The sequence below is a fragment of the Bradyrhizobium sp. 215_C5_N1_1 genome (assembly GCF_052075935.1).
GTDB classification, from domain to species: Bacteria; Pseudomonadota; Alphaproteobacteria; order Rhizobiales; family Xanthobacteraceae; genus Bradyrhizobium; species Bradyrhizobium barranii.
In genome coordinates, this window is record NZ_CP197228.1 from 7,793,868 (window position 1) to 7,820,556 (window position 26,689).

The window sequence follows — 26,689 nt, forward strand, 5'->3', positions numbered from 1 at the left end:
ATCCAGTACGCCGCGGCCTATCGAGGAATCACAGCCGTCTCTGGAATACTGGATCGCCCGATCAAGTCGGGCGATGACAGCTGAGAACGTGGCGAGCACCGACGCGATGGCGCGCTGCCCTACACCTTCCCGTCCACCATTACCTCGATCAGCTTCGTCCCCGGCCGACCGAACGCCGACGCCAGCGTCGCCTTCAACTCGCGGGGATCACTCACCTTGATCGCCTCGCAGCCGAGCGCCTTCGCAATCCCTGCGAAATCCACCGGCGGATCGACGAAATCCATGCCGACGTAATTGTCGTCACCATGGAAGGCGAGCAGGCGCTGCTTGATGATGCGGTAGCCGCCATTGTTGGCGATGACGACGTTGAGCGGCAGCTTGTGATGCGCCGCCGTCCACAGCGACTGGATCGAATACATCGCGCTGCCGTCGCCGGAGAAGCAAACCACCGGGCGATCCGGATTGGCGATGCTGGCGCCGACGGAGGCCGGCAGGCCCCAGCCGATGCCGCCGGAGGCAAGCCCATGATAGCCGAAGCGGTCGCGGTGCGGACGCAGCGCCGTGATCTGGCGGCTCGAGGTGAGCCCTTCGTCGACGAGGATCGCATGATCGGGCATGGCCTCGACCATTTGCAGCACCAGGAAGTCGGGATCGATGGGGCTGCGGCCGGCGCTCTTGCCGATCTGCTCGACCAGCGCGGCACGCCGCGCGGTCCAGTTCTTCGGCGCGAGTTCGACGAGGCGCTGCTTTGCACGGCTTGCCAGCGCGGCGCCGCCCATCTCCTTCAGCATCGGGATCAGCGCCCGCAGCGTTTCCTTCAGATCCGCCTTCAGCGCGATTTCAGCCCCGTAGTTCTTGGCGATCTCCCAATCGACGAGGCCGATCTGCACGATGCCCAGGCCATCCGGCAGCGCATCGACTTCGCTGTAGACGGACATGCGCAAGGGATCGCCGCCAAGCGCGATCAGAAGATCGTAAGGTGCGAGTGTGTCGCGCGCGACCTTCTGCACGCGGGCCAGCGTACCGAGGAAGCTCGGGCTTTCCGAGAGGAAATGCGAGCCGTAGGGCGTCGAGGATTGATAGGCGGCCGCACCAAGCAGCTCGGCGAGTTCGGCGGCCTCCTTCAGTGCATCGCTCTTGACCACCTCGTCCATGGTGACGATGACGGGACGTTCAGCCTTGAGCAGCCGCGCGGCAAACGCCTTCAGCGCCTCGTCCGACGGCTTTACGCGAGCATCGATCCGGGTGGAGCGACCGAGATCGATGCCGGCCTCGCTGTTGAGGATGTCGCCCGGCAGCGAGATGAACACCGGCCCGGTCGGCGGCGTCATCGCGACCTTGGCGGCGCGGCGGACGATGCGCGGCAGATCTTCCAGCCGCGTCACCTCGACCGCCCATTTCACCAGCGGCTCGGCCATACGCACCAGCGGGCCATAAAGCACCGGCTCCATCAGGCCGTGGCCCTGCTCCTGCTGGCCGGCGGTCAGGATCATCGGCGTGCCCGTGAACTGGGCGTTGTAGAGCGAGCCCATCGCGTTGCCGAGCCCCGGCGCGACATGGACGTTGCAGGCGACGAGCTTGCCGGAGGCGCGGCTGTAGCCATCCGCGATCGCCACCACCAGGCTCTCCTGCATTGCCATCACATAGGTGAGATCAGGATGGTCCTTCAGCGCGTGCATGATCGGCAGCTCAGTGGTGCCGGGATTGCCGAACAGATGGGTGATGCCCTCGTCCTTGAGCAGCGCGAGAAAAGCGGAGCGGCCGGTAATCTTGTTCTTCATGTTTCCTCCAGGCCCCGCGGGCGCTGCCGCAAGGTGAGGCATGATGGCCGAACTTGGCCGAGGCACGCAAGGAAGCGCCGTCATGGCAGACTTGCGTCGGCGCGGGCAAGCTGGGAACATGCTCGGGCGTAAACCTGCACGGGGAGACGCGATGGCCTATGACGAGAACACCGCGGCGCGGGTGCGCAAATTGCTGGCGGGTCAGCGAGACGTCGCGGAAAAGAAGATGATGGGCGGCCTCTGCTTCATGGTGAACAACACCATGTGCTGCACCGTAAGCGGGCGCGGCGGCATGCTGATCCGTGTCGGCCCGGACGCGCATGCACGCATGCTGCAGGAGCCGCACGCCAGCCCGATGGAAATGCGCGGGCGCATCATGACCGGCTTTGTGCGCGTCGCGCCGGACGGCTATCAGAGCGATGCCGATCTGAAAAAATGGGTCAAGCGCGGGCTCGACTTCGTGGCGGCGAATGCGGCGGGACGCAAAGCGGCGCCGCGGAAGGCTGTTGCGGCGAAGACCAAGGTCGCCGCCAAGGCTAAAGCACCTCCTCGCGGCCGAGCTCGAAAGGGTCTTCGCCGCTAGCGCGCTTCTTCTTTTTCGAGCGCTGCCAGACCACGCCCGGAAAGCCCTTCAGCGGCACCAGCGGCTCGCTGGTATAGGCCCATTCCTGAAGCTCTTCGATCGCGATGTGATAGAGCGGCTGGCGGCCGGTGCGCTCGTTGAATAGTGCGCGGGGGATGTTGACCATGTGCGGTCCGCGCGGCCGCTCGTACGCGATCGGCGTGCCGCAATGGGCGCAGAAGCTGCGCGCGGTCCTGGTGGCCTTGTCCTCGTAGCGGGCGAGCGCGGTTTTCCCCGAGGTGATGCGAAAGCGCTTCTTCCAGCTTCCGACATAGGTCGCATAGGCCGCGCCGTGGGCACGGCGGCTACTGGCCGAATGATCATGCCAGGCCCAACGCGCGGGGACGTCGATCTCGAAGGTGACCTTGCCGCAGAGGCATTGGCCGGTGGCGGTTCCTGCGGCGACTGCGGCTTTGGCCATGGTAGGTCCTTCCGTCGTCATTGCGAGCGCAGCGAAGCAATCCAGACTGCCTCTGCGGAAAGACTCTGGATGGCTTCGCTACGCTCGCAATGACGGAGTTTGTGGGCTCGTCGGAGCTACGAATATAGACCTGTAGCCCGGATGGAGCGAAGCGCAATCCGGGGAAGTCTATCGGCGAGGTGAGAAACCCGGATTTCGCTGCGCTCCATCCGGGCTACGAAGGTCTCTACGCCGTCGCGAGCTCGTCATACACCGGGTAATCCGTATACCCCTTCTCCTCGCCGCCGTAGAACGTCGCGCGGTTATACGGCGTGATCGGATAGTCGTGCCGAAGGCGGCGCGGCAGATCTGGGTTGGAGATGAAGATGCGGCCGAAGGCGATGATGTCGGCATGGCCGTCGGCGATCGCCGCATTCGCGGTCTCGCCGGTGAAGCCGCCGGCGGTCATCAGCACGCCGCTGTAGAGCGGACGAAACAGCACCATCGCCGACGGCACGTTCTCCCAGTGGACGTCGGCACGGCCAGCGCCGCTGGAGCGCGGCTCGATGAAGTGAAGATAGGCAAGGCCGAGCTTGTCGAGCGTCTTCACGACGTGGGTGTAGAGGGGCATCGGATCGGGCTCGCCGGAATCGTTGGCGATGCCGTGGGGCGACAGCCGCACGCCGACGCGGTTCGCGCCCCAGACGTCGATGGCCGCCTGCGTGACTTCCAGGAGCAGCCGCGCGCGGTTCTCGATCGAACCGCCATATTGATCGGTGCGCTGGTTGCTGCGTGATTGCAGGAATTGCTCGAGCAGATAGCCGTTGGCGCCGTGGATCTCGACGCCGTCGAAGCCGGCGGCAAGCGCGTTCTTCGCGCCCTGCCGGAACGCCTCAACGACGCCCTTGACCTCGTCGGTCTCCAGCGCGCGCGGGGTCTCGTAATCAGAAATCTTGCCGTCGGCGGTCATCGCCTTCATGCCTTCGGCCTTGATCGCAATCGCCGAAGCCGAGACCGGCGGCTCACCGCCGTGGAAGGACGAATGCGAAACGCGGCCGACATGCCAGAGCTGAAGGAAGATGATGCCGCCCTTGGCGTGCACGGCATCCGTCACCTTGCGCCAGCCGGCGATCTGCGCCTCCGAATAGATGCCGGGCGTCGCGGGGTTGCCGCGGCCATGCGAGAGCACGGGGGACGCTTCAGCGATGATCAAGCCGCCTTGCGTGGCGCGCTGACCGTAATATTCGGCGTTGAGCGGCCGCGGCGAAAAACTCGCGCGCTCGGCGCGCATGCGCGTCAGCGGCGCCAACGCGACGCGATGCGCCAGCTTGTACGGACCGACCTGCAACGGTTTGAACAACGCCTCGAATTTCATGTGATCCCCGGAATGATCGATGAGAGGACGGGGATCATATGAGAAAGAGTGGCAGCCCGGAAGTCGCTTGGGTGGATGGCTGGCCAGCCGAAAGAAGCGGCAGAAGCAAAAAGCCCCGGGCCGGGCCCGGGGCTTGCTGTCCGTCCAGAACGGCGGATCAGTATTTCGCGACGACCGGGCCCGAGCCGAACTTGTAGTTCAGGCCGACCCGCGCGATGTGGCCGGTGAAATCCGCGGTTGCGTCAAAGCCACGCGCGGGGCCCGGAGTGAACGGGAACAGCGGATTGAAGAAAGTGTATTTCTCGCTGCCGAGATCATAATAGAGATATTCGAGCTTGACGCTCCAGTTCGACGCAAAGCGGTACTCGCCGCCACCGCCGACGGCCCAGCCCGCGCGCCAGCTTTCCGACGTCCCCGCCCCACAGATCACGTTGAGGCAGGGCGTGCCGGCCGCAAGCGTGGGATCCACGATCGACGTCGACGCCTTGACATGTCCATAGGCAAGACCGCCGGTCGCGTAGAGCATCAGGTCGGGTGTAACGGTGGCACCGATCCGGCCGCGCACGGTCCCCAACCAGTCGACCTTCTGCTCTTGCCTGGTCATGATGTCCGGAAAGACCGGCAGGGTTCGGGAGACCGTCGAACTGCCCTTGATGCCGGCGGCCGCGATATCGGCTTCGACGCCCCATACCAGGGAGCCCGTCTGCACATTGTAGCCGGCCTGCACGCCGCCCAGCACACCACGCGGGTTTGTTGCCAATGACGGCGGGACAAGGCCACCCGCGAGGGCCACGTCGAGCACACCCGCGGTGAAAACCGGGTCGTGCGGCACGAGCTTGATCGCATCATCGCTCCAGCCATATCCGACATTCACGCCGGCGTAGAAGCCCGACCAGTTGTAGGCGACGGGCAATTGCGGCGCCTTGTAGAGCGGCGCACGCGCGGCGATATCGGCTGCGACCGCGGGCTGCGTCGAGGCGACGCCCAAAGCCACAAGCATGATCGAAGTGAAGCGAAGCATTCTCGATATCCCAACCCGAACATTGACGTTGACCAGCAGTAACGGGCCGACGTTCGAAATGGGATAACAATCCTTGCGAGATCGCGGACAACAGCCGTTTCAAAACGCTTGTAGCGCCCGGGCAACAACTTCTGGTCGTCGCAAGCAGCCTCTCGTCGCCGCAAGCAAGATCAGCCGCTGAAACCCGGACGCGGCAGCAGAAACGCCCTACGCCGTCTTGATCCAGACGGCCTTCACGTTGAGATATTCCTCGACATGCTGCTTGCCGGATTCGCGGCCGTAGCCGCTCATCTTGTAGCCGCCGAAGGGTACGGCCGGGTCCATCGCCTGGTAGCAGTTCACCCACACCGAGCCGGCGCGCAAGCTCTTCGCCACCGCATGGGCCTTGCTGACGTCGCGCGTCCACAGGCCCGAGCCGAGGCCGAAGGTGGTGTTGTTGGCGCGCTTGACCAGCTCGTCCATGTCCTTGAACGCGATCGCGGAGATGACGGGACCAAAAATCTCCTCCTGCGCGATGCGCATGTTGTCCTGCACGCCCGCGAACACCGTCGGCGAGACGAAGAAGCCCTTCGACAGCGCGCCTTCGGTGACGCGGCCGCCGCCGGCGAGCGCACGCGCGCCTTCCTTCTGGCCGATGTCGAGATAGCCGGTGACGCGCTTGAGTTGCTCCTCGGACACGAGCGGGCCGATCTGCACATTGGGATCGAGGCCGTTGCCGACCTGCAGCTTCTTGCCGAACTCGGCGACGCGGCCGACGAACTCTTCGTAGACCGACTGCTCGACGAACAGGCGCGTGCCGGCGCTGCAGATCTGGCCGGAATTGGCGAACACCGCCATCGCGGCGCCGGGGACGGCGGCATCGAGATCAGCATCGGCAAACACGATGTCCGGCGACTTTCCGCCGAGCTCGAGCGAGACGCGCTTGAGGTTGCCGGCCGAGGCGCGGATGATCGATTGTCCCGTGACATGCGAGCCGGTGAAGGCGACCTTGTCGACGTCGTGATGCGAAGCAAGCGCGGCGCCCGCGGTCTCGCCATAGCCGGGCACGACGTTGATGACGCCGGGCGGAATGCCGGCTTCCATCGCCAGTTCGGCGATGCGCAGCGAGGTGAGCGGCGCCTCTTCGGCAGGCTTCAGCACCACGGTGCAGCCGGTCGCGATGGCCGGGCCGATCTTCCAGATCGTCGCGGTAAGCGGGCCGTTCCAGGGAATGATGGCGCCGACGACGCCGATCGGCTCCTTCAGCGTGTAGGAGAAGATTTCGCCGGGCAGCGAGTTCTCGATGGTCTCGCCATGGATCGCGGTGGTCTGGCCGGCGTAATAGCGCAGCATGCCGACGGCGCGCAGACGATAGGCGCGGGTGCGGCTGAGGGGCGCGCCCATGTCGAGCGTGTCGAGCTGCGACAATTCGTCGAAATTCTTCTCGACGAGGTCGGCGAGCTTGAGCAGCAGGTTCTGCCGCTCGAACGGTTTGACTTTGCTCCAGGGGCCTTCGAAGGCACGGCGAGCGGCGGCGACCGCACGGTCGATGTCTTCCTTGTCGCCCTCGGCGACCGTCGCCAGCAATTCGCCGGTGGCGGGGTTGTGGGTCTCGAAGCGCTTGCCTGAGGCAGCATCGACCCACTTCCCGTCGATCAGCATCTGCTTGTAGGACCCGTTGGCGAACGGATGGCGCGTGATCGGAATAGCCTGCGACACAGCCATGGCTGCACTCCCTGTCAAATGATTGATTGGTTCGATCTGGGCGGGATCGTTAGGTCAAATAGAATACAGCGCCGCCGGAAAGGCGTAAAGGCGGCGTGGAACGAAGACCTCCCATGCCGACTTGTGCAGGGTCGCGCGAGTGCCATGTTATAGCTCGACCGAGCCCTTCCCCGGAGACCAACCATGCCACATTCCGCCATCGTCAAAGACAATGTCGCCGTGATCACGGGCGGCGCATCCGGTATCGGATTGGCTGCCGCGCTGGCCTTCGCGCGCGCCGGCATGAAGGTGTGCATCGCAGATGTGGATCAGGCGCGGCTGGCGGAAGCTGCAACAAAACTGTCATCCGTCACGCCTGCCACACATGTGATGACGTTCGCGGTCGATGTCAGCAAGGCCGAGAGCGTGACGGAACTGGAACGCGGCGTGCGCGAGCGCTTCGGCGGCACCGACATCCTCATGAACAATGCCGGCATCCAGCCGGGCAGCACGCTGTTCGGCGAGCCCGACAACTGGCAGCGGATCATCGGCGTCAACATGTGGGGCATCATCAACGGCTCGCGCATCTTCGCACCCGGCATGATCGCGCGCGGCAAGGCTGGGCTGATCATCAACACCGGCTCGAAGCAGGGCATCACCACGCCGCCCGGCGATCCCGCCTACAACGTCTCCAAGGCCGGCGTGAAGGCTTTTACGGAAGCGCTCCAACACGAGCTGCGCAACACGAAGGACTGCCGCATCACCGCGCATCTGCTGATCCCCGGCTTCGTCTTCACCGGCCTGACCGCGAAGGGCCGCACCGAGAAGCCGGCCGGGGCCTGGACGGCTGAGCAGACCGTGGATTTCATGCTGGCACGGCTGGAAGCCGGCGACTTCTACATCCTCTGCCCGGACAACGACGTGCCGCGCGAGCTCGACGAGAAGCGGATGCTGTGGGCGGCGGGAGACATCGTCGAGAACCGCCCGCCGCTGTCGCGCTGGCACCCGGACTATGCCGACGCGTTCGCGAAGTTCGTGAAGGGGGACTGACTATCAGACCCTCATGGTGAGGAGCGCGGAACGCGCGTCTCGAACCATGAAGGCCCCGCTGCGACAGCTCGGCCTCTATCCTTCGAGACGCCCGCTTTCAGCGGGCTCCTCAGGATGAGGAGCTAGAGCCTCGCGGCGCAGCAATACCGCGCAAGCGCCCTACAGCGTTTCCTGCTGATGCCCGCAATTCTTGCACGCGAATTTGACCCGGCTCTGGCCCTTTTCCGCCTGCACCCGGTTCGGGGCGCCGCACTTGCCGCAGACGGCCTCGATGCGGGTCGAGCCCTGCTTGACGACGATGGTCTTCTTTTCCATCGATTCGCGGATCAGGCGCTCGGCCTCCTCACGCAGGGATTGTTTCGACAAAGCTCATCTCCGCCTCTGGAAAGCGCGAGAGCCATAACGCACCTGCGTTGGAATCTCAATCGGCAATGCCGGCTCAGACCTCGACAATCACATAGCTGTCTTCGACATGCACCGGAAACGTCTCGGCGACATATGGGCCCTTCTGCAACTCTTCGCCACGTTCCACCGCGACCGGATAGGACCGGATCTTGACCCGTTTCGGATCGAACCAGGACTGGCCGTTGCGCATGTCGAATTCCCAGCCGTGCCAGGGACAGCGCAGCATCTCGCCGACGCGCGAGCGCTCATAGATTCCGGGCTCGGGCGAGGTCAGCCGCGCCACGCAAGCGGCCTTCTCCAGCGGCGCGCCCTCGTGCGGGCAGCGGTTCAACAGTGCGAAGAACTCGCCATTGACGTGGAACACGACGATGTCGCGGCCCGCGATATCGACGACCTTGTTGCCGCCGGGCGGGATCTCCGAGGTGCGCGCGACGATGTGACGGGCCATATCCGTTCAGAACCTCTTTGCTCAGAACTTGTAGACCGCGCGGGCATTGGTGCTGAAGATCTTCTTCCGCTCGGCTTCAGAGAGCGGCGTCTTGAAGGCGAAGCGCGGATCGTCGAAATCCCAGTGCGGATAGTCCGACGAGAACAACAGCCTGTCGATGCCGACCCATTCGATCAGCGAACGCAGATGCCGCGCCTCGTCGGGCTCGTCGATCGGCTGCGTCGTGAACCAGAAATGCTCGCGCACATATTCCGACGGCTTGCGCCTGAGATGCGGCACCTCACTGCGGAAGCGCTCGAAATGCTGGTCCATCCGCCACACCGCCGAGGGGATCCAGCCGAAGCCGCCCTCGATGAAGACGATCTTCAGCTTCGGAAACCGCTCCGGCACGCCTTCGATGACGAGGCTCGCAAGCTGCGCCGCGATGGTGTGTGCGTTGGACTGGTGCTCCTCGACATAATAGGACGGCCAGCCGCCGCCGGTCGGCGCATGCCCGCCATAGCCGCCGACATGGATGCCGAGTGGCAGGTCCAGCGCCTCGGCGCGCTCGTAGATCGGCCAGTAGCGACGGCGGCCGAGCGGCTCGTTGGCGCGCGGCGAGACGTTGATCTGGATGTATTCGCCGATTTTGGCGCAGCGCTCGATCTCGGCGATGGCGAGATCCACGCCGTCCTGCCCGACCAGGATCGACGCCTTCAGGCGCGGATCGCGATGCGACCAGAACGCCAGTTGCCAATCGTTGATGGCGCGCTGGATCGCGGCGCCGAATTCCAGGTTCTGCTGCGAGAAGATGAAGAGATCGAGCACCTGCAAAATGCCGAACTCGACATCGAGCGGATCGAGATGCTGCTTCTGCATGAAGGCGAGATCAGAGCCGGGCGGCCCGCCGGTCGGCGGCCACGCATCACGCCGTGCGATCAAGGGCGATGACCGCGGATAGGGCGTGGTGAAGAGATAAGGCGTGCGCAGATGGCTGCCATACTCCTTCAGATGCTGCTGCCAGCGTTTCGGCAGGAACTCGTTGAGATCATCGGTCGAGCGCAAGCTCGGATGCACGTCGCAATCGACGATGCGCAACCGCGAGGCGGCGGGCTTTTCTTCGTCGAGCAGCGGGCGGTCGATGACGTCACTCATGCGATCCTCCAAACTTTTTGTTTGCGCATGATCTTATCGGAAAACCGGTACCCACTTTTCCGGATCATGCGTCAATTCAGCGACAACCGCGGAAACGTCTCCAGCGGATTGTCGACGCACATCTTCGCGATGATGCTCTTCGGCAGGTTCGGCGGAATCGGATCGTCGCCGTCGAACTGCCAGTGTGGATAGTCGGACGCGAACAGGAACATCTTTTCCGAGCCGATCTGGTCGATGATCTCCTCGACGCTTTTGGCGTCGCCCGGCGCATCGAAGGGCTGCATGGTGACGCGGAAATTGTCGCGGATGATTGCAGCCGGCTCGCGTTCGACCCAGGGAACCTCGACGCGGACGCCGCGCCAGGTCTTGTTGGCGCGCCACATGAAGGCCGGCAGCCAGCTCACGCCGGATTCCATCAGCACGACCTTCAGGTTGGGAAACTTGCCGAAAACGCCTTCATAAATGAGGCTCAGGATCTGCGCCTGAAACGCCTGCGCCTCGACGAAGTAATATTCGTAGCGGTGCGACGGCCAGCCGGCCGAGCTCGGCGCCTGACGATATTGCGTACCGGCATGGATCGCCAGCGGTAGCTGGTACTTCTCGGCGAGCCGGTACACCGGCCAGAAATGCGGCCGACCCAACAGCGTCTCGCCCTGCGCCAATACCAGGATGGAGACGAAACGATTGTCGCCGGCGCGGCGCTCGATCTCCTCGATCGCGAGATCCGGATCCTGCATCGGCACCACGATGGAGGCCCGAAGGCGCGGATCGCGCGACAGCCATTCGGCGGCGATCCAGTCGTTGATAGCCTTGCAGAAGTCTGCCGCCATGTAGGCGTCGAACACGGCCTGCGCGCCATAGAGCACGTTGAGGATCGCGTGGCTGGCGCCCAATTGATCAAAGGCGCCCTTCTGCACCATGGCGAGGTCGGAGCCGGGCTTGACGCCATTGGCCGGCCGCCAGTCGGCACGGCCGGTCAGCGGCATGCTCGGCGGATAGGAGGTGAGATCAAGCCCGTCGATGGCGCGGCTCACGACCTGCTCTTTCCAGTGATCGCTGAGATAAGGAAGCAGCGTCGTGCGCGTGCCACCAACCGCCGGGTGGATGTCGCAGTCGATCCGCGTCACCGCCATGGAGCTTCCTCGTGCAATCTTATTGGCGGCGTTCTTGTGCGCCGCTTGCGCAGAGTGCCCCTGCCCGTGCCGGCGCGCAAGGTCGCCCGCCCGCGCGATCCGTCATGGCTCGGTTGCATTTCGCAGGCGCGATATGAAGATCCGCGATTCGTCGCACGCGGCGACCGCTCGATGGTGGATGGTCTCACGGCGCGAGCGGTGGATGCTACGGCATCCGCCGCTCCATACTGCAGCTATTTCGCGCTTTTATGCGCTCTCGCCTCAAGCCGCCTTGGACACTTCCATCAGCAGTCGCTCGGCCTTGGCATCCTCGATCCGGTTCACCAGCCGGCTGCTCTCGTGATTGTCGCGCACCGTCTTGGTCAAGGTGATGCAGGTCTGGATCAGCATCACGATGCCCATGGTGAGATATCCCTTCATCCAGAGATCGATCGGCAGGAAGAAGATGCCGATGGCGACGAGGAACGCGGAGGCTGCGAAGGACGCGTAAGTGAAGGTCACCCAGGCGCTGCTGTGGGGCTGGCCGTTCTGGTTCATGATGGTCTCCTGTTGGTTCGAATGATGATTGGGTTTGGGATCAGGCGGTCGGCATGCGCTTGGACTTCAACCGCGCCAGCACGTCGTCCGCGGTCGTCTTGAGCCGGGGGCCAAAGCCCTGCTCGGCGAGCCGTTCGGCGGTGGCGAGCGGACCGCTGGCCGCATCGAGCTCGACCAGCGCGTCGTCAGCGGCCTGGGCTTCCATCTGCCGGTCGCGCAGGCGCCTCAAGGTGCTCTCCGCCTCCGGCAGCGTGGATTCGTAAGGGCGTGCCGCCTCAATGCCGCTGCGACGAAGCGAGCGCACCGCTTCCGAGGCACGGGCGACACGACGGCCGCGATCGAGCTCGGTGATGCGGGCCTGCGCGCTTGCGACGTGGCGCTTCAGCCTGATGATCTCGGTCGCGAACAATGCGCGTGCGGTCATCGCCGCATCGCGATCGGCCTCCAAGCCTGCGATGGCTTCGGCAGCATCCTTGGCGAGGTCCTCGCGGCCACCGTCGAGCGCCGCAACCGCGCGGGTCTCGAGGTCGGCGATGCGGGCCACGGTCGCCTCGAGCTTGCGGCCTTCCTGCTGGTCCTGGGCGATTGCCAGCGCCAGGGTCCGCTTGCTGCGCTCGACGGCGGCGGCCGCGTCGCGCATCTGCTGGTCGAGGATCAGAAGGGTCGTACGGTCTTCCAGTTCCTCGCCTGCGGCGGCCACGCTGCCGCGGAAAAGTGTCACTACGGTCTTGAACATTTGCTGCTCCCTGTTATGAGCGTTGCTCACAGATGGTTTGTAGCAGAAACCTTGAACATCGTTCAATAAATATTTGAGCGTCGCTCAAGAATTTGATTAATAAATGACTAAAGCCTTGGAACGTCGAGAGAAATTGCGGGCCGACCTGATCCAGGCGGCCGAGCGGATGATCGCTGAGCGCGGGTTGGCGGGTCTCAAAACCCGCGATCTCGCCCGCGAGATCGGCTGCGCCAATGGCGCGGTCTACAATCTCGTCGCCGACGTGGACGAGTTGGTCCTGCGCGTCGGCTCGCGCACGTTACTCCGGCTCGACAAGGTGCTCAGCGCGGCGGTGAGCGCGGGCAATCCGTCGCCGCAGGAGACGCTGGTCCGCATCGCGATCGCCTATTGCGATTTCGCCGCAGAAAATCTCGAGCTCTGGCGCGCAATGTTCGAGCATCGCATGGCGCCCGGCAAGGAAGTCCCCGACTGGTCCGTCGACGACCAGTTGCAGCTGTTCCGCCACATCTACGCGCCGCTGGCAGCGTTGTTTCCGGACAGAGGGACCGAAGAGCTCGGCATCACCGCACGCAGCCTGTTCTCGGCCGTGCATGGCATGGTGGCGCTGGGGCTCGAGCAGAGGCTGGTCGCCGTGCCGCTGCCGGCGCTGCGGAAGGAAATCGCGGGCCTGGTGCGGGCGATGATCGACGGCTTGATCGCGCGGGCGGCGTAGAAGCCGAGAGAGCGCAGCGAAACCGGCGGCGACGCCTGACTAAAATTTCGCCTGTCGCATCGCTGGCAGCACGCTTAGCTTTCGCCGCATCTCGTCCTCTCTCCGGAGTCTCCCATGCCCCTCCTCATCCGCGGCGGCACCGTCGTCAATCATGATCATTCGCGCCGTGCGGACGTGCTGATCGACGGCGAGACCATCGTCGCGATGGGAACATCGCTCGATGCACCGACGGGCGCGGAGATCGTCGATGCCGGCGGCGCCTATGTCATCCCGGGCGGGATCGATCCGCACACCCATCTCGAAATGCCGTTCATGGGCACGGTGACCGCCGACGATTTCGAATCCGGGACGAAGGCGGCGCTGACCGGCGGCACCACCATGGTGGTGGATTTCTGCCTGCCCGATCCCGGCCAGTCGATGCTCGCGGCCTATCAGGAGTGGCGGCACAAATCCGAGAAGGCGGCGATCGACTACGGCTTCCACATGGCGGTGACGTCGTGGTCGAAGCAGATCTATGACGAGATGGAGACCGTGGTCAAAACCTACGGCATCAACACCTTCAAGCATTTCATGGCCTACAAGGGCGCGCTAATGGTGAACGATGACGAGCTCTACAACTCGTTCGCGCGCTGCGCCCATCTCGGCGCCATGCCGGTGGTGCATGCGGAAAACGGCGACGTCGTCGCCTTGATGCAGGAAGCGCTGATCGCGCGCGGCGTCACCGGCCCCGAGGGCCACGCCTACTCGCGGCCGCCGGAGGTCGAGGGCGAGGCCACCAACCGCGCCATCATGATCGCCGACATGACGGGCACGCCGGTCTATATCGTGCACACGAGCTGCCGCGAAGCGCATGAGGCGATTGCCCGCGCACGGGCTGCTGGGAAACGCGTCTACGGCGAGCCGTTGATCCAGCATCTGCTGCTGGATGCCGGCGAGTACCAGAACAGGGACTGGGATCATTCCGCGCAGCGCGTGATGTCGCCGCCGTTCCGCGACAGATCGCATCAGGACAGTCTTTGGGCCGGCCTGCAATCAGGCTCGCTCCAGGTGGTCGCCACCGACCATTGCGCCTTCACCACCGAGCAGAAGCGGTTCGGGCTCGGCGATTTCAGGAAGATCCCGAACGGCACCGGCGGCCTCGAAGATCGGCTCGCATTGTTGTGGACCGCGGGCGTCGCGACGGGGCGGCTCACGAAGGAAGAATTCGTCGCGGTGACCTCGGCGAACATCGCGCGCATCCTCAATATCTACCCGCGCAAGGGCGCCGTCGCCGTCGGTTCGGACGCCGATGTCGTGGTGTGGGACCCCAGGGCGAGCAAGACCATCAGCGCGAAGCGGCAGATGAGCCGGATCGACTACAACGTGTTCGAAGGCTTTGCCTGCACCGGCGGACCGGCCGCGACGCTGTCGCGTGGCCGCATCGTCTGGAAGGCTGGCGATCTGCGCGCCGAGGCCGGCGACGGGCACTATGTCGAGCGTCCGGCGTTCTCGCCGGTGCATGTCGCCAACTCGACGTGGAAGCAACTGACCGCCCCGCGTGCGGTCACACGCGGAGCGGTGACGCCGTAACGATCAGGCCGCCTTGCCGGCCCGCAACCGGTCGAGCACCGGCAACAGTTCGGACGGATCGGGGCGTTGCGTATAGTCCGGGTTCACCTCCGCATAGGCGATGATGCCGTCGCGGCCGATGACGTAGCGCGCGGGCATCGGCAGCACCCAGGCCGGATTGTCGTTGAACGTCGGCAGGTCGTTCTTGAAGGACTTGTAGAGCGAGACGAGATCGGCCGGCAGCGCGAAGCGGATGCCGAAGGCGTCGGCGAGGCCGCTCGCGACGTCGCTCAGGATCGGGAACGACAGCTTGTTCTCGCGCTCCGACTTGCGGCTGTTCGGCGCTGTCTGCGGCGAGATCGCAACGAGGCTCGCACCACGCGCGGCGATCTCCGGCAGCGTCTCCTGCAGCGCCTGGAGCTCGAGGTTGCAATACGGGCACCAGACGCCGCGATAGAACGACACGACCAGCGGTCCCTTCGCGAGCAGGTCGCGCGACGCGACCTGCTTGCCGTCGGGATCCCTGAGGATGAATTCCGGCGCGGCGTCGCCGGCCTTCTTGGCGCGCTGCGCCTGGCCGCTCGCGATCAGTTCGGCGGTGGCGCGGTGCATGGTGTCGAGCGCCTCCTTGCTGGGCTTGAGCGGGAAGCGGCCGGCTTCGAAGTCGGCTTTGAAGGCATCGAGTTTGTCTTGCAGGGCCATGGGTAGCTCCATCTTTTGCTGTTGGCCCGTCCTATCTGGATCATTTGAAAATGAAGGGGTATACGGTCGATACGGACAACATTTATCTGGATTTCAAATGAGTGATCGACTGCAAGAATTGGCCGTGTTCGTCCGCGCGGCGGAGAGCGGCAGCTTTTCGAAGGCCGCACGCGAGCTCGGCCTGTCGCAGCCCTCGGTGTCCCGCATCATCGGCGAGCTGGAGGCCCGGCTGGGCGTCAAGCTGCTGCTGCGAACCACGCGCCGCATCACCGTCACCGACGCCGGCGCGCTGTTCCTCACCCGCGCACGCGAAGTGCTGGCCGATATCGAGGACGCCGAGGACGCCGCGCGCGGCATCGACTCGCTGCGTGGCACGATCCGCATCACGATGCCCGTCATGTACGGCGCCCGGAACATCATCCCGCGCCTGCCGAAATTCCTGGCTGCGCATCCGCTGCTGCGCGTCGAGCTATCCGTGGTCGACGAACGCCAGGACCTCGTCGCCGAGGGGACCGATGTCGCCATTCGGCTCGGCCTGCTCAACGACTCCGGCTTTGGCGCGCGAAGTCTCGGGATATTGCCGCGCCTCGTGGTGGCATCGCCGTCTTATCTTGCCATCTGTGGCACACCGAAAACGCCGGCGGACCTCGCGTCCCACGATTGCATTTTCGGACCAGGCCAGTCCGGCCGCACCAGTTGGTCGTTCACGCGGAACGGAACGGAGACATCGGTCGATGTCCGCGGCCGCATCACCACCGATTCCGGCCCCGGCGTATTCGCCTGTGTGCAGGCGGGGCTCGGCATCGCGATCACATCGCCAATCATGGCCGGACCCGAGATCGCCGCCGGCACGCTGGTCCCCCTGTTGAAGAGCTACAAGCTTTCGCCCATCGACGTCTACGCCGTCTTCCCGGGTGGCCGCCGCCCCTCGACCAAGGTGCGCGCTCTGGTGGACTATCTCGCGACCGACATGAAGCAGACGCCATGAGCGACGCGCCGGACCGTTCCGCGGGCACAGCGGGCTGCGACACCATGCGTCGCATTTACTGGCATGGCGCTTGCCTCCTTTGGTCGCAATTGGCTCAAGGAGGCATCGATGAATGCATCGTCTTTCGACATCAGCCGCCGCAATGTGTTGCTGGGAGGCCTTGGCGCAGCTGGATTGACCGCCATCGCACCTCGCTTCGCCACTGCCCAAGGGCGTAGCGAGACACTGCTGGTGGTGCAGGAGCTCGGGCCGAACTCGCTCGACATGCAGGGCGTCGGCTCCAACCAGACCGTGAACGGCCTGTCCTGGAACTGCTACGACCGCCTGCTGACCTACGCCTCCAAGACGTTGCCCGACGGGACCGCGTCCTATGATCGCGAGAAGCTCGCGCCTGAACTCGCCGAGAGCTGGGAGGTCGCAGCCGACGACATGTCCTGCACCTTCAAGCTTCGCAAGGACGCGAAATTCCACGACGGCACGCCTGTTACCGCCAAGGACGTCAAATGGTCGTTCGACCGCGCCGTGAAGGTCGGCGGCTTTCCGACCTTCCAGATGTCGGCGGGTTCGCTGGAGAAGCCCGAGCAGTTCGTGGTGGTCGACGATCACACCTTCCGTATCGATTATATCCGCAAGGACAAGATGCTGCTGTTCAACGTCGCCGTCGTCGTGCCCTTTATCATCAATTCCGAACTCGCCAAGAAGAACGCGACGGCGGAAGATCCCTGGGCGCTGGCTTGGCTGAGGACCAACGAGGCCGGTGGCGGCGCCTACAGGATCGAAAGCTGGAAGCCAGGAAGCGAGACCGTGCTGGCGCGCTTCGACGACTGGAAGAGCGGACCGCTGCCGAAGATCAGGCGCGTGATCGCGCGCGACGTCCCCTCGGCCGGCACGCGCCGCGCGATGCTGGAGCGGGGCGATGCGGATATTTCCAGCGGCTTTGCGCCGCGCGATTTCGAGCAGATCATTCGGGAGGGCAAGGTCAAGGTATCGGGGGTGCCGATCCCGAATGCGCTCTGGTACATCGCACTCAACACGGCGAAGCCGCCGTTCGACAATGTGAAGCTACGGCAGGCCATCGCCTGGGCGATGCCTTATGAGCAGATCCAGAGCAGCGCGTTCTTCGGCCGCGCCGTTCCTATGTATGGCGGAGCCGCCGAAGTCTCAAAGCCGGTCTGGCCGCAGCCGTTTCCCTATGTCACCGATCTCGACAAGGCCAAGGCGTTGATGAAGGAAGCAGGCTTTGAGTCTGGCCTGGAGACGACCTTGTCGCTCGACACGGGCACTGCGACCGTCGGCGAGCCGACCGCCATTCTGATCCAGGAGAACCTCGCCAAGATCGGCATCAAGGCGTCCATCGAAAAAATCCCCGGCGCGAACTGGCGCACGACGCTGAACAAGAAGGAGCTGCCGCTCGCGCTCAACCGCTTCAGCGGTTGGCTCGATTATCCCGAGTACTATTTCTACTGGAATTTCCACGGCAACAATTCGATCTTCAACATCTCGTCATACCAGAACAAGGCGATGGACGCGCTGATCGACAAGGCGCGCTTCACGGCGGATGCGGCGGAATACGACCGGTGCGTGAAGGATTTCATCGCGCTCTGCATGCGCGACGTTCCCGTCGTTCCGCTCAACCAGCCGATCCACGACGTCGCCATGCAGAAGGCCATCACCGGCTACGAGTTCTGGTTTCACCGCGAACCCGACTACCGCCAGTTCGCGAAGGGCTGATGCCGCTCGACAACGCGGACGACGTCCGAGGCGGCCCGCGCCTGCTCGGTCGGAAAGCCCAGCGCCAACCGTGCCGCGCTGGTGCGCAGCATCGCGGCGTCGAGCTTGCCCTGCCGCGCCCCATCCAGCGCACAGGCGAAGACCCGGTAGAATTGCGCGCCGTCATAGGCAACCAGCAGCAAATCGACGCCGGCGTTGATCGCCTCGACCACGGCTTTGCAGACGTCGTGCTGGTAGATCGCACCCATCACGAGGTCGTCGGTCATCACCATGCCCTGGTAACCCCACTTGTCGCGGATGATGCCATCAATAACGCGTTTCGAATGCGAGGCGGCGCGATCGGGATCGACGGTCGTGAGCGTCACGTGCCCAACCATGAGCGCGCTGCGCGAATGCGACAACACCTCGCGGAACGGCAGCCAGTCGGTGGCTTCGAGCTCTTTTACCGGCGTATCGAGCTTGGCGCTGAAATGATGCGTGTCCGTGCGGACGCGGCCGATGCCGGGAAAATGCTTCAGCGTAGCACCGACGCCTGACTCTTCCAGCCCGCGCACATAGGCGCTCGCGATCGTGCTGACGACGGCAGGGTCGGTCGCGATCGCGCGCTGACCGATCAGCGTGTGAAAATCGAGACGATTGCGCCGAACCGGCGGCTTGAGGTCGAGCACCGGCGCGAGGTTGAGGTTGACGCCGAGCCCGGCGAGCTCGCGGCCGTGGATACGGCCGAACTCTTGGGCCCTGGCCTGCTGTTCGTCGGGGGCGAGCCCGCTGAGCGTCGCCAGCGCCGGCACCTTCGTCAGCGGCGGCGCGAGATGTCCGACGATGCCGCCCTCTTGGTCTGCCGCAACGACCAGCGGCGGCAGGCCGGCGGCGCGCCGCTTGTCCTGGAGCGCCGCGATCTCGGCGCGCAACGTCTCGACGGTCCGGCCGTGGATGTTGCGCCGGGTCACGTAGACGCCGCCGATCAAGCCCTGCTCGGCAAGGCGCGCAACCTCGGGAAAGGAGGAATAGCCCACCATGAAGTGAGGTCCGAGCTGACGCGCCTCGGTGGCGCTCGCGGCGAGCACGTCGTGCTTGCGCAGCTCGAACTTCAGATGCGCCGCCGACATCAGGACCGGCGGCAGGCACCAGAGCACGACGAGCAGCTTGCCCGCGATGGTACGCCAACGCCCTTTGCGTAGCAGCAGGATGACGATCGCGAGGCTTGCGACGACAAGCGCGAGGTTTCCCGCGCCGCGCAGCGGGACCAGATAGGGATCGTTCTTGTTGGCGGCCGCGAATGCGACGAGAGGCGCGGCCAGCCAGAGCAGGACGAGACCGATACGACCGAGGAATTGCATGATGCGTCACACGCTATGAGTGGCGAATGCTTCGCACCTATCAAAGCGAATCACGCTGTGCGAGAGGCAAACGCGCGCCTGCACGAAAACTGCAAAAGACTCCTGAAACCGTGCAGACGATGGTCCCGCCTTCTGCACAAGCGCCGTTCAGACTTCGTGATGCCACCCATCACGAAAGGTCATTTGGACATGACGAGCCTGGCTTCGACGATAGCAGCGGAAATCCAGCCGATCAGGCATTCCTCGATCCCGGCCAAGGTCGGCCTCGCGCTGGTGCTGGCCACGCTCGCCGACTGGCTGTTCTACGGCCAGCGGATCGGGCTGTCGCTGACGCTCTTTGCGATCGCGATGGCCTGCGTGTCGGTGCTCTTCAATCATGCGGCCCTGGATCTGCGGCGCGCCATGATCGGCACGGCCATTCTCGTCGCCGGCCTCGTTCCGGCCATCGAGGAGCTCAACATGCTGTCCTTCCTGATCCTCACCATGGCGCTGGCCATTGCGCATTTGATCGCGACCAATCCGGAAACGACCGAGCTCACGGAGCGTGCCCGCGCGCTGCGCAACTTTGTCCTGTTCGGTCCCTTCAGGTTCTTCCTCGAGGCGCTCCAGGTCTTCAACATGTCGGCGTTCACCCGCGGCCTTGCACTCTGGCTGCTCCCGGCAACGCTCAGCACCGTCTTCGTCGCGCTGTTCGCTGCGGCCAATCCGGTGATCGAGCAGTGGGTGTCCCTGCTCAATCCAAAGCTCATCCTCGAATATATCAGCATCCCGCGCCTGCTGTTCTGGGCCATGATGCTGGCGCTGGTTTGGCCGTTCATCCATGTGCGCTGGCGGCGCAGGACGATTGTCACCACCGCCGTTGCCGACGGCCCCGTGCCGCCCCCGCTCCCGCCCTTGGTCTCGGCCGAATTTCTGAACCCCTCCACCATTCTGCGCTCGTTGATCCTGTTCAACCTGCTGTTCGCGGCGCAGTCCATCCTCGACGGCATCTATCTCTGGGGCCATGTGGCGCTGCCCGACAATTTGACCTATGCGGCCTACGCCCATCGCGGCGCCTATCCGCTGATAGCGACGGCGTTGCTCGCCGCTGCCTTCGTGCTGGTCGCGATGCGCCCGGGCGGGGCGGCCGAGAAATCGAAGGTGATCCGGCCGCTGGTCTATCTCTGGGTCGGGCAGAACGTGCTGCTCGTCGCCTCCTCCATCCTCCGCCTCGATCTCTATGTCGACATCTACATGCTGACCTATTGGCGGATCGCGGCCTTCATCTGGATGGGGCTGGTGGCGCTCGGGCTGGTCCTGATCTTGGCGCGCATCGCGCTCAACCGGTCCAACCAATGGCTGGTCGGTGCCAATCTGATCGCGCTGGCGATCGTGCTCTATGGCTGCTCGCTTGTGAACTTCGATGCGTTCATTGCCGACTACAATGTCACCCACAGCCGGGAAGCATCGGGCAAAGGCGTGCAGATCGACATCAACTATCTCCTGACGCTCGGGCCGCAGGCGCTGCCTGCCATCGACAAGGCCATCTTGCTCCGGCCCGGCGCCCCCGAGAGCTGCCTTGTGTCGCGCCGCGACCGCCTTGTAGAACAGCAGCGCCAGGATCTGGCCTGGCGGAGCTGGGGCTTTCGGAGCTGGCGGCTCCAGCGCAGGCTGGACGCGCGGGCGAAGGATCAGCAGGCAGGCTGAGGAAGCGGAGAGGTTCTTGGCGCATCGCATTCTCATCGTCGACGACGAGGGCCACATCCGCGAGGTCATCCGCGTCGCCTTGAAGAAGGCCGGCATGGACGTGATCGAGGCGCGCGACGGCAAGGAGGCACTCGCCCGCTTTGCCGCCGGCAGGCCCGATCTGATCGTGCTCGACATCGGCATGCCTGAGTTCGACGGTCTCGACGTCTGCCGCGAGATCCGCAAGACCTCCGACGTGCCGATCCTGTTCCTGTCGGCACGCGACGAGGAGATCGACCGCATCCTCGGCCTCGAGATTGGCGGCGACGATTACGTGACGAAGCCGTTCAGCCCGCGCGAGTTGGTGGCGCGGGTCAACGTCATCCTGCGCCGCCTCAGCCCGCGCAATGGCGAGGCCAAGGCCGGGCCGGGCGCGCTGTCGCAAGGCGGCCTGCTGATCGATCCCGAACAGCATGTCGCGACCTTCGCCGGCACGCCGCTAAAGCTGACCGCGATCGAGTTCGGCATTTTACGCGCGTTCCTGACCCGGCCGACCTCGGTGTTCAACCGCGAGCAGCTGATGCGGGCGGCCTATCAGCTCAACATCCAGGTCTCCGACCGCACCATCGACAGCCACATCCGCAACATCCGCGCCAAGCTCGCGGCGCTGGCCTGCGACAACGTGATCGAGACCATCCACGGCGTCGGCTTCAAGCTCGGCCGCTGCGAGAAAGAGGCATGAGCGCAGCGCCCGACAAATGGCGGCCGTCGCTCACCCTCGTGATCTTCACGGTGCTGGCGACCGTCGGCGTGCTGCCGCTGGTCGGCCTGTTCTTCTTCCGCCTCTACGACAACCAGCTCATCCGCCAGACCCAGGCCGAGCTGATTGCGCAGAGCCGCGTGCTCGCGACGATCTATGCGCAGGAGGTCACAGCGCGGCTCGACAGCGGCCTGACACTCGGCGCCGAGGTGCCGCCCAACGTGCTGCCCGACCCCGGCGACCAGGTCACCCCGATCCGTCCCGCGCTCGACCTCACCGCTAACGATCTCTTGCGGCGGCGGCCGGATGCGCAAGCAGCGCCCCAGCCGGCGCAGCCAGCCTATGTCGAGATCGGCGCAAGACTGACGCCGATCATCCGCGAGACCCAGAAGGTGACGCTGGCGGGCTTTCGCATCCTCGATCCGCAGGGCGTGGTGATCGCCGGGCGCTACGAGGTCGGGCAATCGCTCGCCCATATCGAGGAGGTCGCGGACGCGCTGCACGGGCAGTACCGCGCCACGCTGCGCAACCGCGTCCCGGATCGGCCGCCGCCGCCAATCTATTCGTTCAGCCGCGGCCTCGGCGTGCACGTGTTCTCGGCAATGCCCGTCATCGTCAACAACCGCGTCGCCGGGGTGATCTACACCACGCGGACGCCGAGCAACATCTTTGACCATCTCTACCAGGAGCGGGCCAAGTTCGTGCTGGCGGGGCTCGCCGTCATCCTCGGCACGATCGCGATCGGCCTCGTATTCTCGCGCACCATCACGCTGCCGATGCGCGAGCTGATCGACCGCGCCGCGCGCATCGGCCGCGGCGATCGCGAGGCGTTTCGGCCGCTCCGGCATTACGGCACCCGCGAATTCGCCCAGCTGTCGCACAGTTTTCTCGGCATGGCCGAGCAGCTGGCGCGGCGCTCGGACTATATCGCGACGTTCTCGGCCCACCTCACCCACGAGCTGAAATCGCCGCTGACCTCGATCAAGGGCGCGGCCGAGCTGTTGCAGGATTCGTTTCAAGGAAAGCCGGAAGGCCTGACGCCGGCCGAGCAGAAGACGTTCATCGCCAACATCCTGTCGGACACGCAGCGGCTGGAGGCGATGGCGCAGCGGCTGCGCGAGCTCGCCCGCGCCGAAAGCCTGCCGCAGAACGAACGCACCGAGCTTGCGCCCGTGATCGCCGACCTCAGGAGCCGGTTTCCGGCAAGCTCAATCGAGGCCAGCGGCCGCCTCGATCGGACGATCGGTATGTCCGGCGAGAAGGCGCTGATCGTGCTGTCGCATCTCGCCGACAACGCGATGCGGCACCGGGCGAGGACCATCAGGCTGGAGGCGGTGGACGAGCGGACGACCCTGCTTGTGACGGTCTGCAATGACGGCGAGCCGATTTCGGCGCCGAACCGCGACAGGATCTTTGATGCGTTCTTCACCACCCGCCGCGACCAGGGCGGCACCGGGATGGGGCTGGCGATCGCGCGCGCGGTGATGGCGAGCCATGGCGGCTCGATCAAGCTGAAGCCGACCGACGAGGGCGCGGCCTTCGAGCTCCAGTTTCCGATAGCCTAGATCGCGAACACCCAGGCGGCGACGATGGTGCCGATGGTGACCAGACCGGCGATGGTCCAGCCGGCGGCATATTCCAGCTCGGGATGACCGGTCGCCCGCATGATCTCTGCCGGATCGGCGGTATGCTTCTCTGCCATGACAGCCTCGCACGTTTTTTTCCGTGTCCTATGTAAGTCGCTTCAGCCGCCAATAGGTTCCATCACGGAAATGCGAGGAATGATGCAACTTGGTCTGTTCGCCGAACCGCAAGCCGGTCCTGGCGGGCTTCGCTATACCGATGACTTCGTCGAGGCCGCCGTCGAGCAGGACTTGATCGGCCGCATCGCAGCATTGCCGCTGCAGCGCTTCCAGTTCGGCGCCTTCGAGGGCAACCGCCGGGTGGCGTCGTTCGGCTATCGTTATGATTATTCGCTGCAACGGCTGGCCGAGGCCGAGCCGATCCCGGACTGGGTCCTGCCCGTGGTGCGGCAGGTCGAGGCCTGGGCGGGCCTCGCTGGCGGCAGCGTCCGGCAGGTGCTCTGCACCGAATATGACACCGGCGTCGGCATCGGCTGGCACCGCGACAAGCCGCATTTCAAGGAGATCCTCGGCCTGTCGCTGGGCTCGCCGTGCAAATTCCGCTTCCGCCGCCGCAGCGGCGACAAATGGAAGCGCCACGCGCTCGAAGCCCTGCCGCGCTCGCTCTACATGATGGACGGCGAGGCGCGGTCGCAATGGGAGCACAGCATCCCGCCGGTCGAGGCACGCCGCTATTCCATCACCTTCCGGACGATGAAGCGGGTGTAACGGCCGGTCCAAAACTAAAACTGCGAAAACAACCCCATGCACAGTAGAACGCGCGGCCGGCATGCGGCCGCGGTCGCGCGCCCCAAATGTTTGACACGTCGGACCAAAACAGCCGCACCGCGCAATCGCCGCGCGGTTCGCGGATTTTCCCTTCAATTGCCGGGCAGGGGCAAGATTTCGGGCGGAAGAGAAGCCGCCACTCGACTCTCCGCAAGATTGTAAGTTAGTCTCGATTCTATCGGCCGGTCCATTTTTAGCCGATGTTGCAGCATTTCAGGGCGCGGCACGGCGCCGTCCCGGCCGAAGACATTTTCAAGGGAAGCTCGCGATGCGTTCGCTGTTTGCGCGGCTGCACCGGCGTTACGGGCCCAGGATTTCGGGGGCGGAGCGCCAGCGGCGGGTCAAGGACAAGCTCGCCCTTCAACCCACCCCACCCACGATCCGCTCACCCACCGCGCTCCGCGCGCTGGCGGTGCGACGCCCGAAAGTCGCGATCATCGGCGGCGGCTTCGCCGGCCTGATGGCGGCCTCCGAGCTCGTCGCGCATTGCGAGGTGACGCTGTTCGAGGCCCGCGACCGCTTCGGCGGCCGGGTTCTCAGCAAGAAGAAGCCGAGCGGGATCGTCGAGGCCGGCGGCGAGCTGATCGGCTACAACCATCCGCTCTGGCTGAAATATGCCAAGCGGTTCGAGCTCGGCCTGTCCGTCATCACCTCGGACACCAATTTCGACGCGCTCGAGCTCGACATGCCGGTGTTTCTCGACGGCCACAAGCTCTCCGACGGCCAGATGAAGCTGGTCTATCACGAGATGGACGATGCTTTCGGCAAGCTCAGTCGGTGGGCCGGCAGGGTCAAGCCTGACAAGCCCTGGCGCGCCAAGGGCGCAAGGAAACTCGACGCCAGGACGATTGCGGAGTGGATCGCCAGCCTCGACTGCTCGAAGCTCACCAAGCACGCCATGGAGGAGCAGTTCTCCAACGACGCCGGCCAGCCGACCACCAAGCAGAGCCTTCTTGCTAATCTGGCCGTCGTCGCGGGCGGACGGATGAAGGACCAGATCGACGCCTTCTTCACCCAGACCGAGACTTTGCGCTGCTCGGAAGGCAATCAGGAGCTCGCCATTCGTCTCGCGCAGGACATCAAGGACAACGGCGCCAGCACCCACCTGTCGACGCCGGTGCGCGCCATCCGCATCGACAGTGAAGGCGTGACCCTGGAATTCAGCCCCTCCGGCAACGGAACGGCACGCGCGCCCTTCGCCGCCGACTATGCCGTGCTCGCGATACCCCCGAGCCTGTGGCCGGACTCACCCAACGCCAAGATCACGATCACGCCCCACCTGCCGCACGACTACTACGTCACGATGGGGACGGCGGTGAAATATCTCAGCCCGCTCAAGAAGCGCTTCTGGATCGGCGAGGGCCTCGCCCCGACCGCCATCTCGAACCAGTTCGGTGTCACCTGGGAAGGGACGGACAACCAGATCGCCCCGCCGGAGCAACCGGTCGAGCTCAGCCTGTTTGCCGGCGCCGACGTCGCGGCGGAAGCTCTCAAGCACTACCGGCCCGGTGACCAGACGCAGGTCGACTTGTTCTACGCGCAGCAGATCGGCAGCGTCTACAAGGGCTATGTCGCGCATCTGGCCGATCAGCCGGAGTTCATGGCTTGGCCGCGCGACGAATGGACCGCCGCCGGCTACTCCTGTCCCGCCCCCGGCGAGGTCTGCCTCGCCGGGCCGTTGCTGGCCAAGGGCTTCGAGGACCGCCTGTTCTTTGCCGGTGAGCACACCTGCTTTGCGTATTTCGGTTACATGGAAGGGGCTCTCCAGTCCGGCCAGACGGCGGCGGCTGCGATCATCAAGGCCATCGACAAGCAGCCTGAAGCGCATGGCTCTGCCCGGACTAGCAATTCTGTCATAGGTTCGGGGCGCCTTGCGGCGGCGAAGCCGTGACCGGAGAGGAAGCGACGCGAATGACATTCACGACAAGGGCCCGATCCAGGATTTGGGCCCGCATCGTCGCCGCGCTCGCTTTTGCCGGCGCGCTCAACGCCACCGGAGCCTCGGGGGCAACGCCTGCGAAAGTCTCGGGCTCGACGGCGCTGGCGCTCGCGGGCGTGATCGCGCCGCTGTCGCCGGACCTGACCGGCGCCGAGAGGAAGGCGGTGGCGATGCTGTTCGCCGCCAATGCCGAGATTCCCTACAAGAAGCCGATCGTGGTGACTGTGGACAGAATCGTCTGCCGCACCGGCAATGTCGACATCACGTTACGCAATTGCGAGCTGACCTTCGGCAAGAAGAGCAGGACCGTGAACGGCTCGACGGCCAATGAAATTTTCGCGACAGAAGCGCTCGCCGGCATTCCGCCCGATGGTGCGGCGGGATCGAACTTCGAGAGCCTGAGCAAGCTGAGCTGCACGATCGACCCCAATGCCATCCGCCGCAAGGACGGGAGCGGAGCCGACTGCACCTTCCAGCCGGGGAATTGAACCGCGCATGGGCAAGAACATGGGCAAGAAACCGGGTGCCGTGAAATCGCCTCAAGACCAACTAACTAATAAGGCGAATT

Annotated in this window: 26 protein-coding genes; 12 read left to right on the forward strand and 14 right to left on the reverse strand. The window is 64.8% G+C overall.

The window, feature by feature from the left end:
* Window positions 1-119: 119 nt before the first annotated feature.
* A complete protein-coding gene (locus AB7G19_RS37340) occupies window positions 120-1,781 on the reverse strand; it encodes a thiamine pyrophosphate-binding protein (protein ID WP_085403414.1) in 1,662 nt (553 codons plus the stop codon).
* Window positions 1,782-1,932: 151 nt separating this feature from the next.
* Between AB7G19_RS37340 and AB7G19_RS37345 the strand changes: the two genes are divergently transcribed.
* The gene (locus AB7G19_RS37345) at window positions 1,933-2,364 is read left to right on the forward strand and encodes a TfoX/Sxy family protein (protein WP_085403415.1); all 432 of its coding nucleotides are present in this window, start codon (window positions 1,933-1,935) and stop codon (window positions 2,362-2,364) included.
* Here the strand turns inward: AB7G19_RS37345 and AB7G19_RS37350 are convergent.
* The 4 genes from AB7G19_RS37350 to AB7G19_RS37365 form a co-directional block, all read right to left on the reverse strand.
* A complete protein-coding gene (locus AB7G19_RS37350) occupies window positions 2,318-2,824 on the reverse strand; it encodes a GFA family protein (protein ID WP_441268771.1) in 507 nt (168 codons plus the stop codon). The genes AB7G19_RS37345 and AB7G19_RS37350 overlap by 47 nt on opposite strands.
* Before the next feature lie 226 nt (window positions 2,825-3,050).
* The gene (locus AB7G19_RS37355) at window positions 3,051-4,178 is read right to left on the reverse strand and encodes an alkene reductase (protein ID WP_085403416.1); all 1,128 of its coding nucleotides are present in this window, start codon (window positions 4,176-4,178) and stop codon (window positions 3,051-3,053) included.
* Between the two features lie 157 nt (window positions 4,179-4,335).
* The gene (locus tag AB7G19_RS37360) at window positions 4,336-5,199 is read right to left on the reverse strand and encodes an outer membrane protein (RefSeq protein ID WP_085403417.1); all 864 of its coding nucleotides are present in this window, start codon (window positions 5,197-5,199) and stop codon (window positions 4,336-4,338) included.
* 207 nt (window positions 5,200-5,406) lie between these two features.
* Window positions 5,407-6,903 carry an aldehyde dehydrogenase family protein gene (locus AB7G19_RS37365; RefSeq protein ID WP_135214800.1) on the reverse strand — a complete coding sequence of 499 codons (1,497 nt, stop codon included), beginning with the start codon at window positions 6,901-6,903 and terminating at the stop codon, window positions 5,407-5,409.
* 183 nt (window positions 6,904-7,086) lie between these two features.
* Between AB7G19_RS37365 and AB7G19_RS37370 the strand changes: the two genes are divergently transcribed.
* A complete protein-coding gene (locus AB7G19_RS37370; RefSeq protein WP_085403419.1) occupies window positions 7,087-7,932 on the forward strand; it encodes an SDR family NAD(P)-dependent oxidoreductase in 846 nt (281 codons plus the stop codon).
* A 159-nt stretch (window positions 7,933-8,091) separates the two neighbouring features.
* On the opposite strand, the gene AB7G19_RS37375 is transcribed toward AB7G19_RS37370, so the two are convergent.
* The 6 genes from AB7G19_RS37375 to AB7G19_RS37400 form a co-directional block, all read right to left on the reverse strand.
* Window positions 8,092-8,298 (reverse strand): hypothetical protein, encoded by a 207-nt coding sequence (locus tag AB7G19_RS37375; RefSeq protein ID WP_014491844.1) that lies wholly within the window; start codon window positions 8,296-8,298, stop codon window positions 8,092-8,094.
* Between the two features lie 73 nt (window positions 8,299-8,371).
* Window positions 8,372-8,785 (reverse strand): Rieske (2Fe-2S) protein, encoded by a 414-nt coding sequence (locus AB7G19_RS37380; protein WP_014491843.1) that lies wholly within the window; start codon window positions 8,783-8,785, stop codon window positions 8,372-8,374.
* A gap of 21 nt (window positions 8,786-8,806) precedes the next feature.
* Window positions 8,807-9,919: an amidohydrolase family protein gene (locus AB7G19_RS37385; RefSeq protein WP_167768044.1), complete on the reverse strand. Its 1,113-nt coding sequence runs from the start codon at window positions 9,917-9,919 to the stop codon at window positions 8,807-8,809.
* 71 nt (window positions 9,920-9,990) lie between these two features.
* Window positions 9,991-11,052, reverse strand: coding sequence for an amidohydrolase family protein (locus AB7G19_RS37390; protein WP_085403420.1), 1,062 nt, complete (start codon window positions 11,050-11,052; stop codon window positions 9,991-9,993).
* Window positions 11,053-11,313: 261 nt separating this feature from the next.
* The gene (locus tag AB7G19_RS37395) at window positions 11,314-11,589 is read right to left on the reverse strand and encodes a YiaA/YiaB family inner membrane protein (RefSeq protein ID WP_014491840.1); all 276 of its coding nucleotides are present in this window, start codon (window positions 11,587-11,589) and stop codon (window positions 11,314-11,316) included.
* 40 nt (window positions 11,590-11,629) lie between these two features.
* Window positions 11,630-12,325: a PspA/IM30 family protein gene (locus AB7G19_RS37400; protein WP_085403421.1), complete on the reverse strand. Its 696-nt coding sequence runs from the start codon at window positions 12,323-12,325 to the stop codon at window positions 11,630-11,632.
* Between the two features lie 103 nt (window positions 12,326-12,428).
* On the opposite strand from AB7G19_RS37400, the gene AB7G19_RS37405 reads away from it, so the two are divergent.
* Window positions 12,429-13,037: a TetR/AcrR family transcriptional regulator gene (locus AB7G19_RS37405; protein WP_085403422.1), complete on the forward strand. Its 609-nt coding sequence runs from the start codon at window positions 12,429-12,431 to the stop codon at window positions 13,035-13,037.
* Window positions 13,038-13,151: 114 nt separating this feature from the next.
* On the forward strand, window positions 13,152-14,606 hold the full coding sequence (gene hydA / locus AB7G19_RS37410) for a dihydropyrimidinase (protein WP_085403423.1): 1,455 nt from the start codon (window positions 13,152-13,154) through the stop codon (window positions 14,604-14,606).
* A gap of 3 nt (window positions 14,607-14,609) precedes the next feature.
* Here the strand turns inward: hydA and AB7G19_RS37415 are convergent, their stop codons facing one another.
* Complete coding sequence (locus AB7G19_RS37415; protein WP_085403442.1) at window positions 14,610-15,287, reverse strand: peroxiredoxin-like family protein; 678 nt, start codon at window positions 15,285-15,287, stop codon at window positions 14,610-14,612.
* A gap of 97 nt (window positions 15,288-15,384) precedes the next feature.
* On the opposite strand from AB7G19_RS37415, the gene AB7G19_RS37420 reads away from it, so the two are divergent.
* The gene (locus tag AB7G19_RS37420) at window positions 15,385-16,275 is read left to right on the forward strand and encodes a LysR family transcriptional regulator (protein ID WP_071909447.1); all 891 of its coding nucleotides are present in this window, start codon (window positions 15,385-15,387) and stop codon (window positions 16,273-16,275) included.
* A 108-nt stretch (window positions 16,276-16,383) separates the two neighbouring features.
* Window positions 16,384-18,006, forward strand: a complete 1,623-nt coding sequence (locus AB7G19_RS37425) for an ABC transporter substrate-binding protein (RefSeq protein WP_085403443.1) — start codon at window positions 16,384-16,386, stop codon at window positions 18,004-18,006.
* On the opposite strand, the gene AB7G19_RS37430 is transcribed toward AB7G19_RS37425, so the two are convergent.
* Window positions 17,982-19,346: a glycoside hydrolase family 3 N-terminal domain-containing protein gene (locus AB7G19_RS37430; RefSeq protein WP_085403424.1), complete on the reverse strand. Its 1,365-nt coding sequence runs from the start codon at window positions 19,344-19,346 to the stop codon at window positions 17,982-17,984. The two genes, AB7G19_RS37425 and AB7G19_RS37430, sit on opposite strands and share 25 nt — an antisense overlap.
* A 189-nt stretch (window positions 19,347-19,535) precedes the next feature.
* Here AB7G19_RS37430 and AB7G19_RS37435 point away from each other — a divergent pair, with 189 nt between their 5' ends.
* The 3 genes from AB7G19_RS37435 to AB7G19_RS37445 are packed head-to-tail and all read left to right on the forward strand — an operon-like array spanning window position 19,536 to window position 23,336.
* Window positions 19,536-21,032: a DUF4153 domain-containing protein gene (locus tag AB7G19_RS37435; protein ID WP_085403425.1), complete on the forward strand. Its 1,497-nt coding sequence runs from the start codon at window positions 19,536-19,538 to the stop codon at window positions 21,030-21,032.
* Between the two features lie 16 nt (window positions 21,033-21,048).
* Complete coding sequence (locus AB7G19_RS37440) at window positions 21,049-21,753, forward strand: response regulator (RefSeq protein WP_085403426.1); 705 nt, start codon at window positions 21,049-21,051, stop codon at window positions 21,751-21,753.
* Complete coding sequence (locus AB7G19_RS37445; RefSeq protein ID WP_085403427.1) at window positions 21,750-23,336, forward strand: ATP-binding protein; 1,587 nt, start codon at window positions 21,750-21,752, stop codon at window positions 23,334-23,336. The genes AB7G19_RS37440 and AB7G19_RS37445 overlap by 4 nt, the downstream gene beginning before the upstream one ends.
* On the opposite strand, the gene AB7G19_RS37450 is transcribed toward AB7G19_RS37445, so the two are convergent.
* Entirely contained in the window at window positions 23,333-23,473 is a 141-nt protein-coding gene (locus tag AB7G19_RS37450) for a hypothetical protein (RefSeq protein WP_007597071.1), read from the reverse strand. The genes AB7G19_RS37445 and AB7G19_RS37450 overlap by 4 nt on opposite strands.
* Before the next feature lie 79 nt (window positions 23,474-23,552).
* Here AB7G19_RS37450 and AB7G19_RS37455 point away from each other — a divergent pair, with 79 nt between their 5' ends.
* The 3 genes from AB7G19_RS37455 (at window position 23,553) to AB7G19_RS37465 (ending at window position 26,609) form a co-directional block, all read left to right on the forward strand.
* Window positions 23,553-24,122: an alpha-ketoglutarate-dependent dioxygenase AlkB gene (locus AB7G19_RS37455; protein ID WP_085403428.1), complete on the forward strand. Its 570-nt coding sequence runs from the start codon at window positions 23,553-23,555 to the stop codon at window positions 24,120-24,122.
* Between the two features lie 328 nt (window positions 24,123-24,450).
* Window positions 24,451-26,073 carry a flavin monoamine oxidase family protein gene (locus AB7G19_RS37460; RefSeq protein WP_135214797.1) on the forward strand — a complete coding sequence of 541 codons (1,623 nt, stop codon included), beginning with the start codon at window positions 24,451-24,453 and terminating at the stop codon, window positions 26,071-26,073.
* 20 nt (window positions 26,074-26,093) lie between these two features.
* Window positions 26,094-26,609 (forward strand): hypothetical protein, encoded by a 516-nt coding sequence (locus AB7G19_RS37465; RefSeq protein ID WP_094184312.1) that lies wholly within the window; start codon window positions 26,094-26,096, stop codon window positions 26,607-26,609.
* The last annotated feature ends 80 nt before the right edge of the window (window positions 26,610-26,689 follow it).

What these genes read in the sequence shown, in the direction of transcription:
- AB7G19_RS37340 (WP_085403414.1), bottom strand. Translation starts at nt 1,781, where the DNA reads ATGAAGAACAAGATTACCGGCCGCTCCGCTTTTCTCGCGCTGCTCAAG.
- AB7G19_RS37345 (WP_085403415.1), top strand. Translation starts at nt 1,933, where the DNA reads ATGGCCTATGACGAGAACACCGCGGCGCGGGTGCGCAAATTGCTGGCG.
- AB7G19_RS37350 (WP_441268771.1), bottom strand. Translation starts at nt 2,824, where the DNA reads ATGGCCAAAGCCGCAGTCGCCGCAGGAACCGCCACCGGCCAATGCCTC.
- AB7G19_RS37355 (WP_085403416.1), bottom strand. Translation starts at nt 4,178, where the DNA reads ATGAAATTCGAGGCGTTGTTCAAACCGTTGCAGGTCGGTCCGTACAAG.
- AB7G19_RS37360 (WP_085403417.1), bottom strand. Translation starts at nt 5,199, where the DNA reads ATGCTTCGCTTCACTTCGATCATGCTTGTGGCTTTGGGCGTCGCCTCG.
- AB7G19_RS37365 (WP_135214800.1), bottom strand. Translation starts at nt 6,903, where the DNA reads ATGGCTGTGTCGCAGGCTATTCCGATCACGCGCCATCCGTTCGCCAAC.
- AB7G19_RS37370 (WP_085403419.1), top strand. Translation starts at nt 7,087, where the DNA reads ATGCCACATTCCGCCATCGTCAAAGACAATGTCGCCGTGATCACGGGC.
- AB7G19_RS37380 (WP_014491843.1), bottom strand. Translation starts at nt 8,785, where the DNA reads ATGGCCCGTCACATCGTCGCGCGCACCTCGGAGATCCCGCCCGGCGGC.
- AB7G19_RS37385 (WP_167768044.1), bottom strand. Translation starts at nt 9,919, where the DNA reads ATGAGTGACGTCATCGACCGCCCGCTGCTCGACGAAGAAAAGCCCGCC.
- AB7G19_RS37390 (WP_085403420.1), bottom strand. Translation starts at nt 11,052, where the DNA reads ATGGCGGTGACGCGGATCGACTGCGACATCCACCCGGCGGTTGGTGGC.
- AB7G19_RS37395 (WP_014491840.1), bottom strand. Translation starts at nt 11,589, where the DNA reads ATGAACCAGAACGGCCAGCCCCACAGCAGCGCCTGGGTGACCTTCACT.
- AB7G19_RS37400 (WP_085403421.1), bottom strand. Translation starts at nt 12,325, where the DNA reads ATGTTCAAGACCGTAGTGACACTTTTCCGCGGCAGCGTGGCCGCCGCA.
- AB7G19_RS37405 (WP_085403422.1), top strand. Translation starts at nt 12,429, where the DNA reads ATGACTAAAGCCTTGGAACGTCGAGAGAAATTGCGGGCCGACCTGATC.
- hydA (WP_085403423.1), top strand. Translation starts at nt 13,152, where the DNA reads ATGCCCCTCCTCATCCGCGGCGGCACCGTCGTCAATCATGATCATTCG.
- AB7G19_RS37415 (WP_085403442.1), bottom strand. Translation starts at nt 15,287, where the DNA reads ATGGCCCTGCAAGACAAACTCGATGCCTTCAAAGCCGACTTCGAAGCC.
- AB7G19_RS37420 (WP_071909447.1), top strand. Translation starts at nt 15,385, where the DNA reads ATGAGTGATCGACTGCAAGAATTGGCCGTGTTCGTCCGCGCGGCGGAG.
- AB7G19_RS37425 (WP_085403443.1), top strand. Translation starts at nt 16,384, where the DNA reads ATGAATGCATCGTCTTTCGACATCAGCCGCCGCAATGTGTTGCTGGGA.
- AB7G19_RS37430 (WP_085403424.1), bottom strand. Translation starts at nt 19,346, where the DNA reads ATGCAATTCCTCGGTCGTATCGGTCTCGTCCTGCTCTGGCTGGCCGCG.
- AB7G19_RS37435 (WP_085403425.1), top strand. Translation starts at nt 19,536, where the DNA reads ATGACGAGCCTGGCTTCGACGATAGCAGCGGAAATCCAGCCGATCAGG.
- AB7G19_RS37445 (WP_085403427.1), top strand. Translation starts at nt 21,750, where the DNA reads ATGAGCGCAGCGCCCGACAAATGGCGGCCGTCGCTCACCCTCGTGATC.
- AB7G19_RS37450 (WP_007597071.1), bottom strand. Translation starts at nt 23,473, where the DNA reads ATGGCAGAGAAGCATACCGCCGATCCGGCAGAGATCATGCGGGCGACC.
- AB7G19_RS37455 (WP_085403428.1), top strand. Translation starts at nt 23,553, where the DNA reads ATGATGCAACTTGGTCTGTTCGCCGAACCGCAAGCCGGTCCTGGCGGG.
- AB7G19_RS37460 (WP_135214797.1), top strand. Translation starts at nt 24,451, where the DNA reads ATGCGTTCGCTGTTTGCGCGGCTGCACCGGCGTTACGGGCCCAGGATT.
- AB7G19_RS37465 (WP_094184312.1), top strand. Translation starts at nt 26,094, where the DNA reads ATGACATTCACGACAAGGGCCCGATCCAGGATTTGGGCCCGCATCGTC.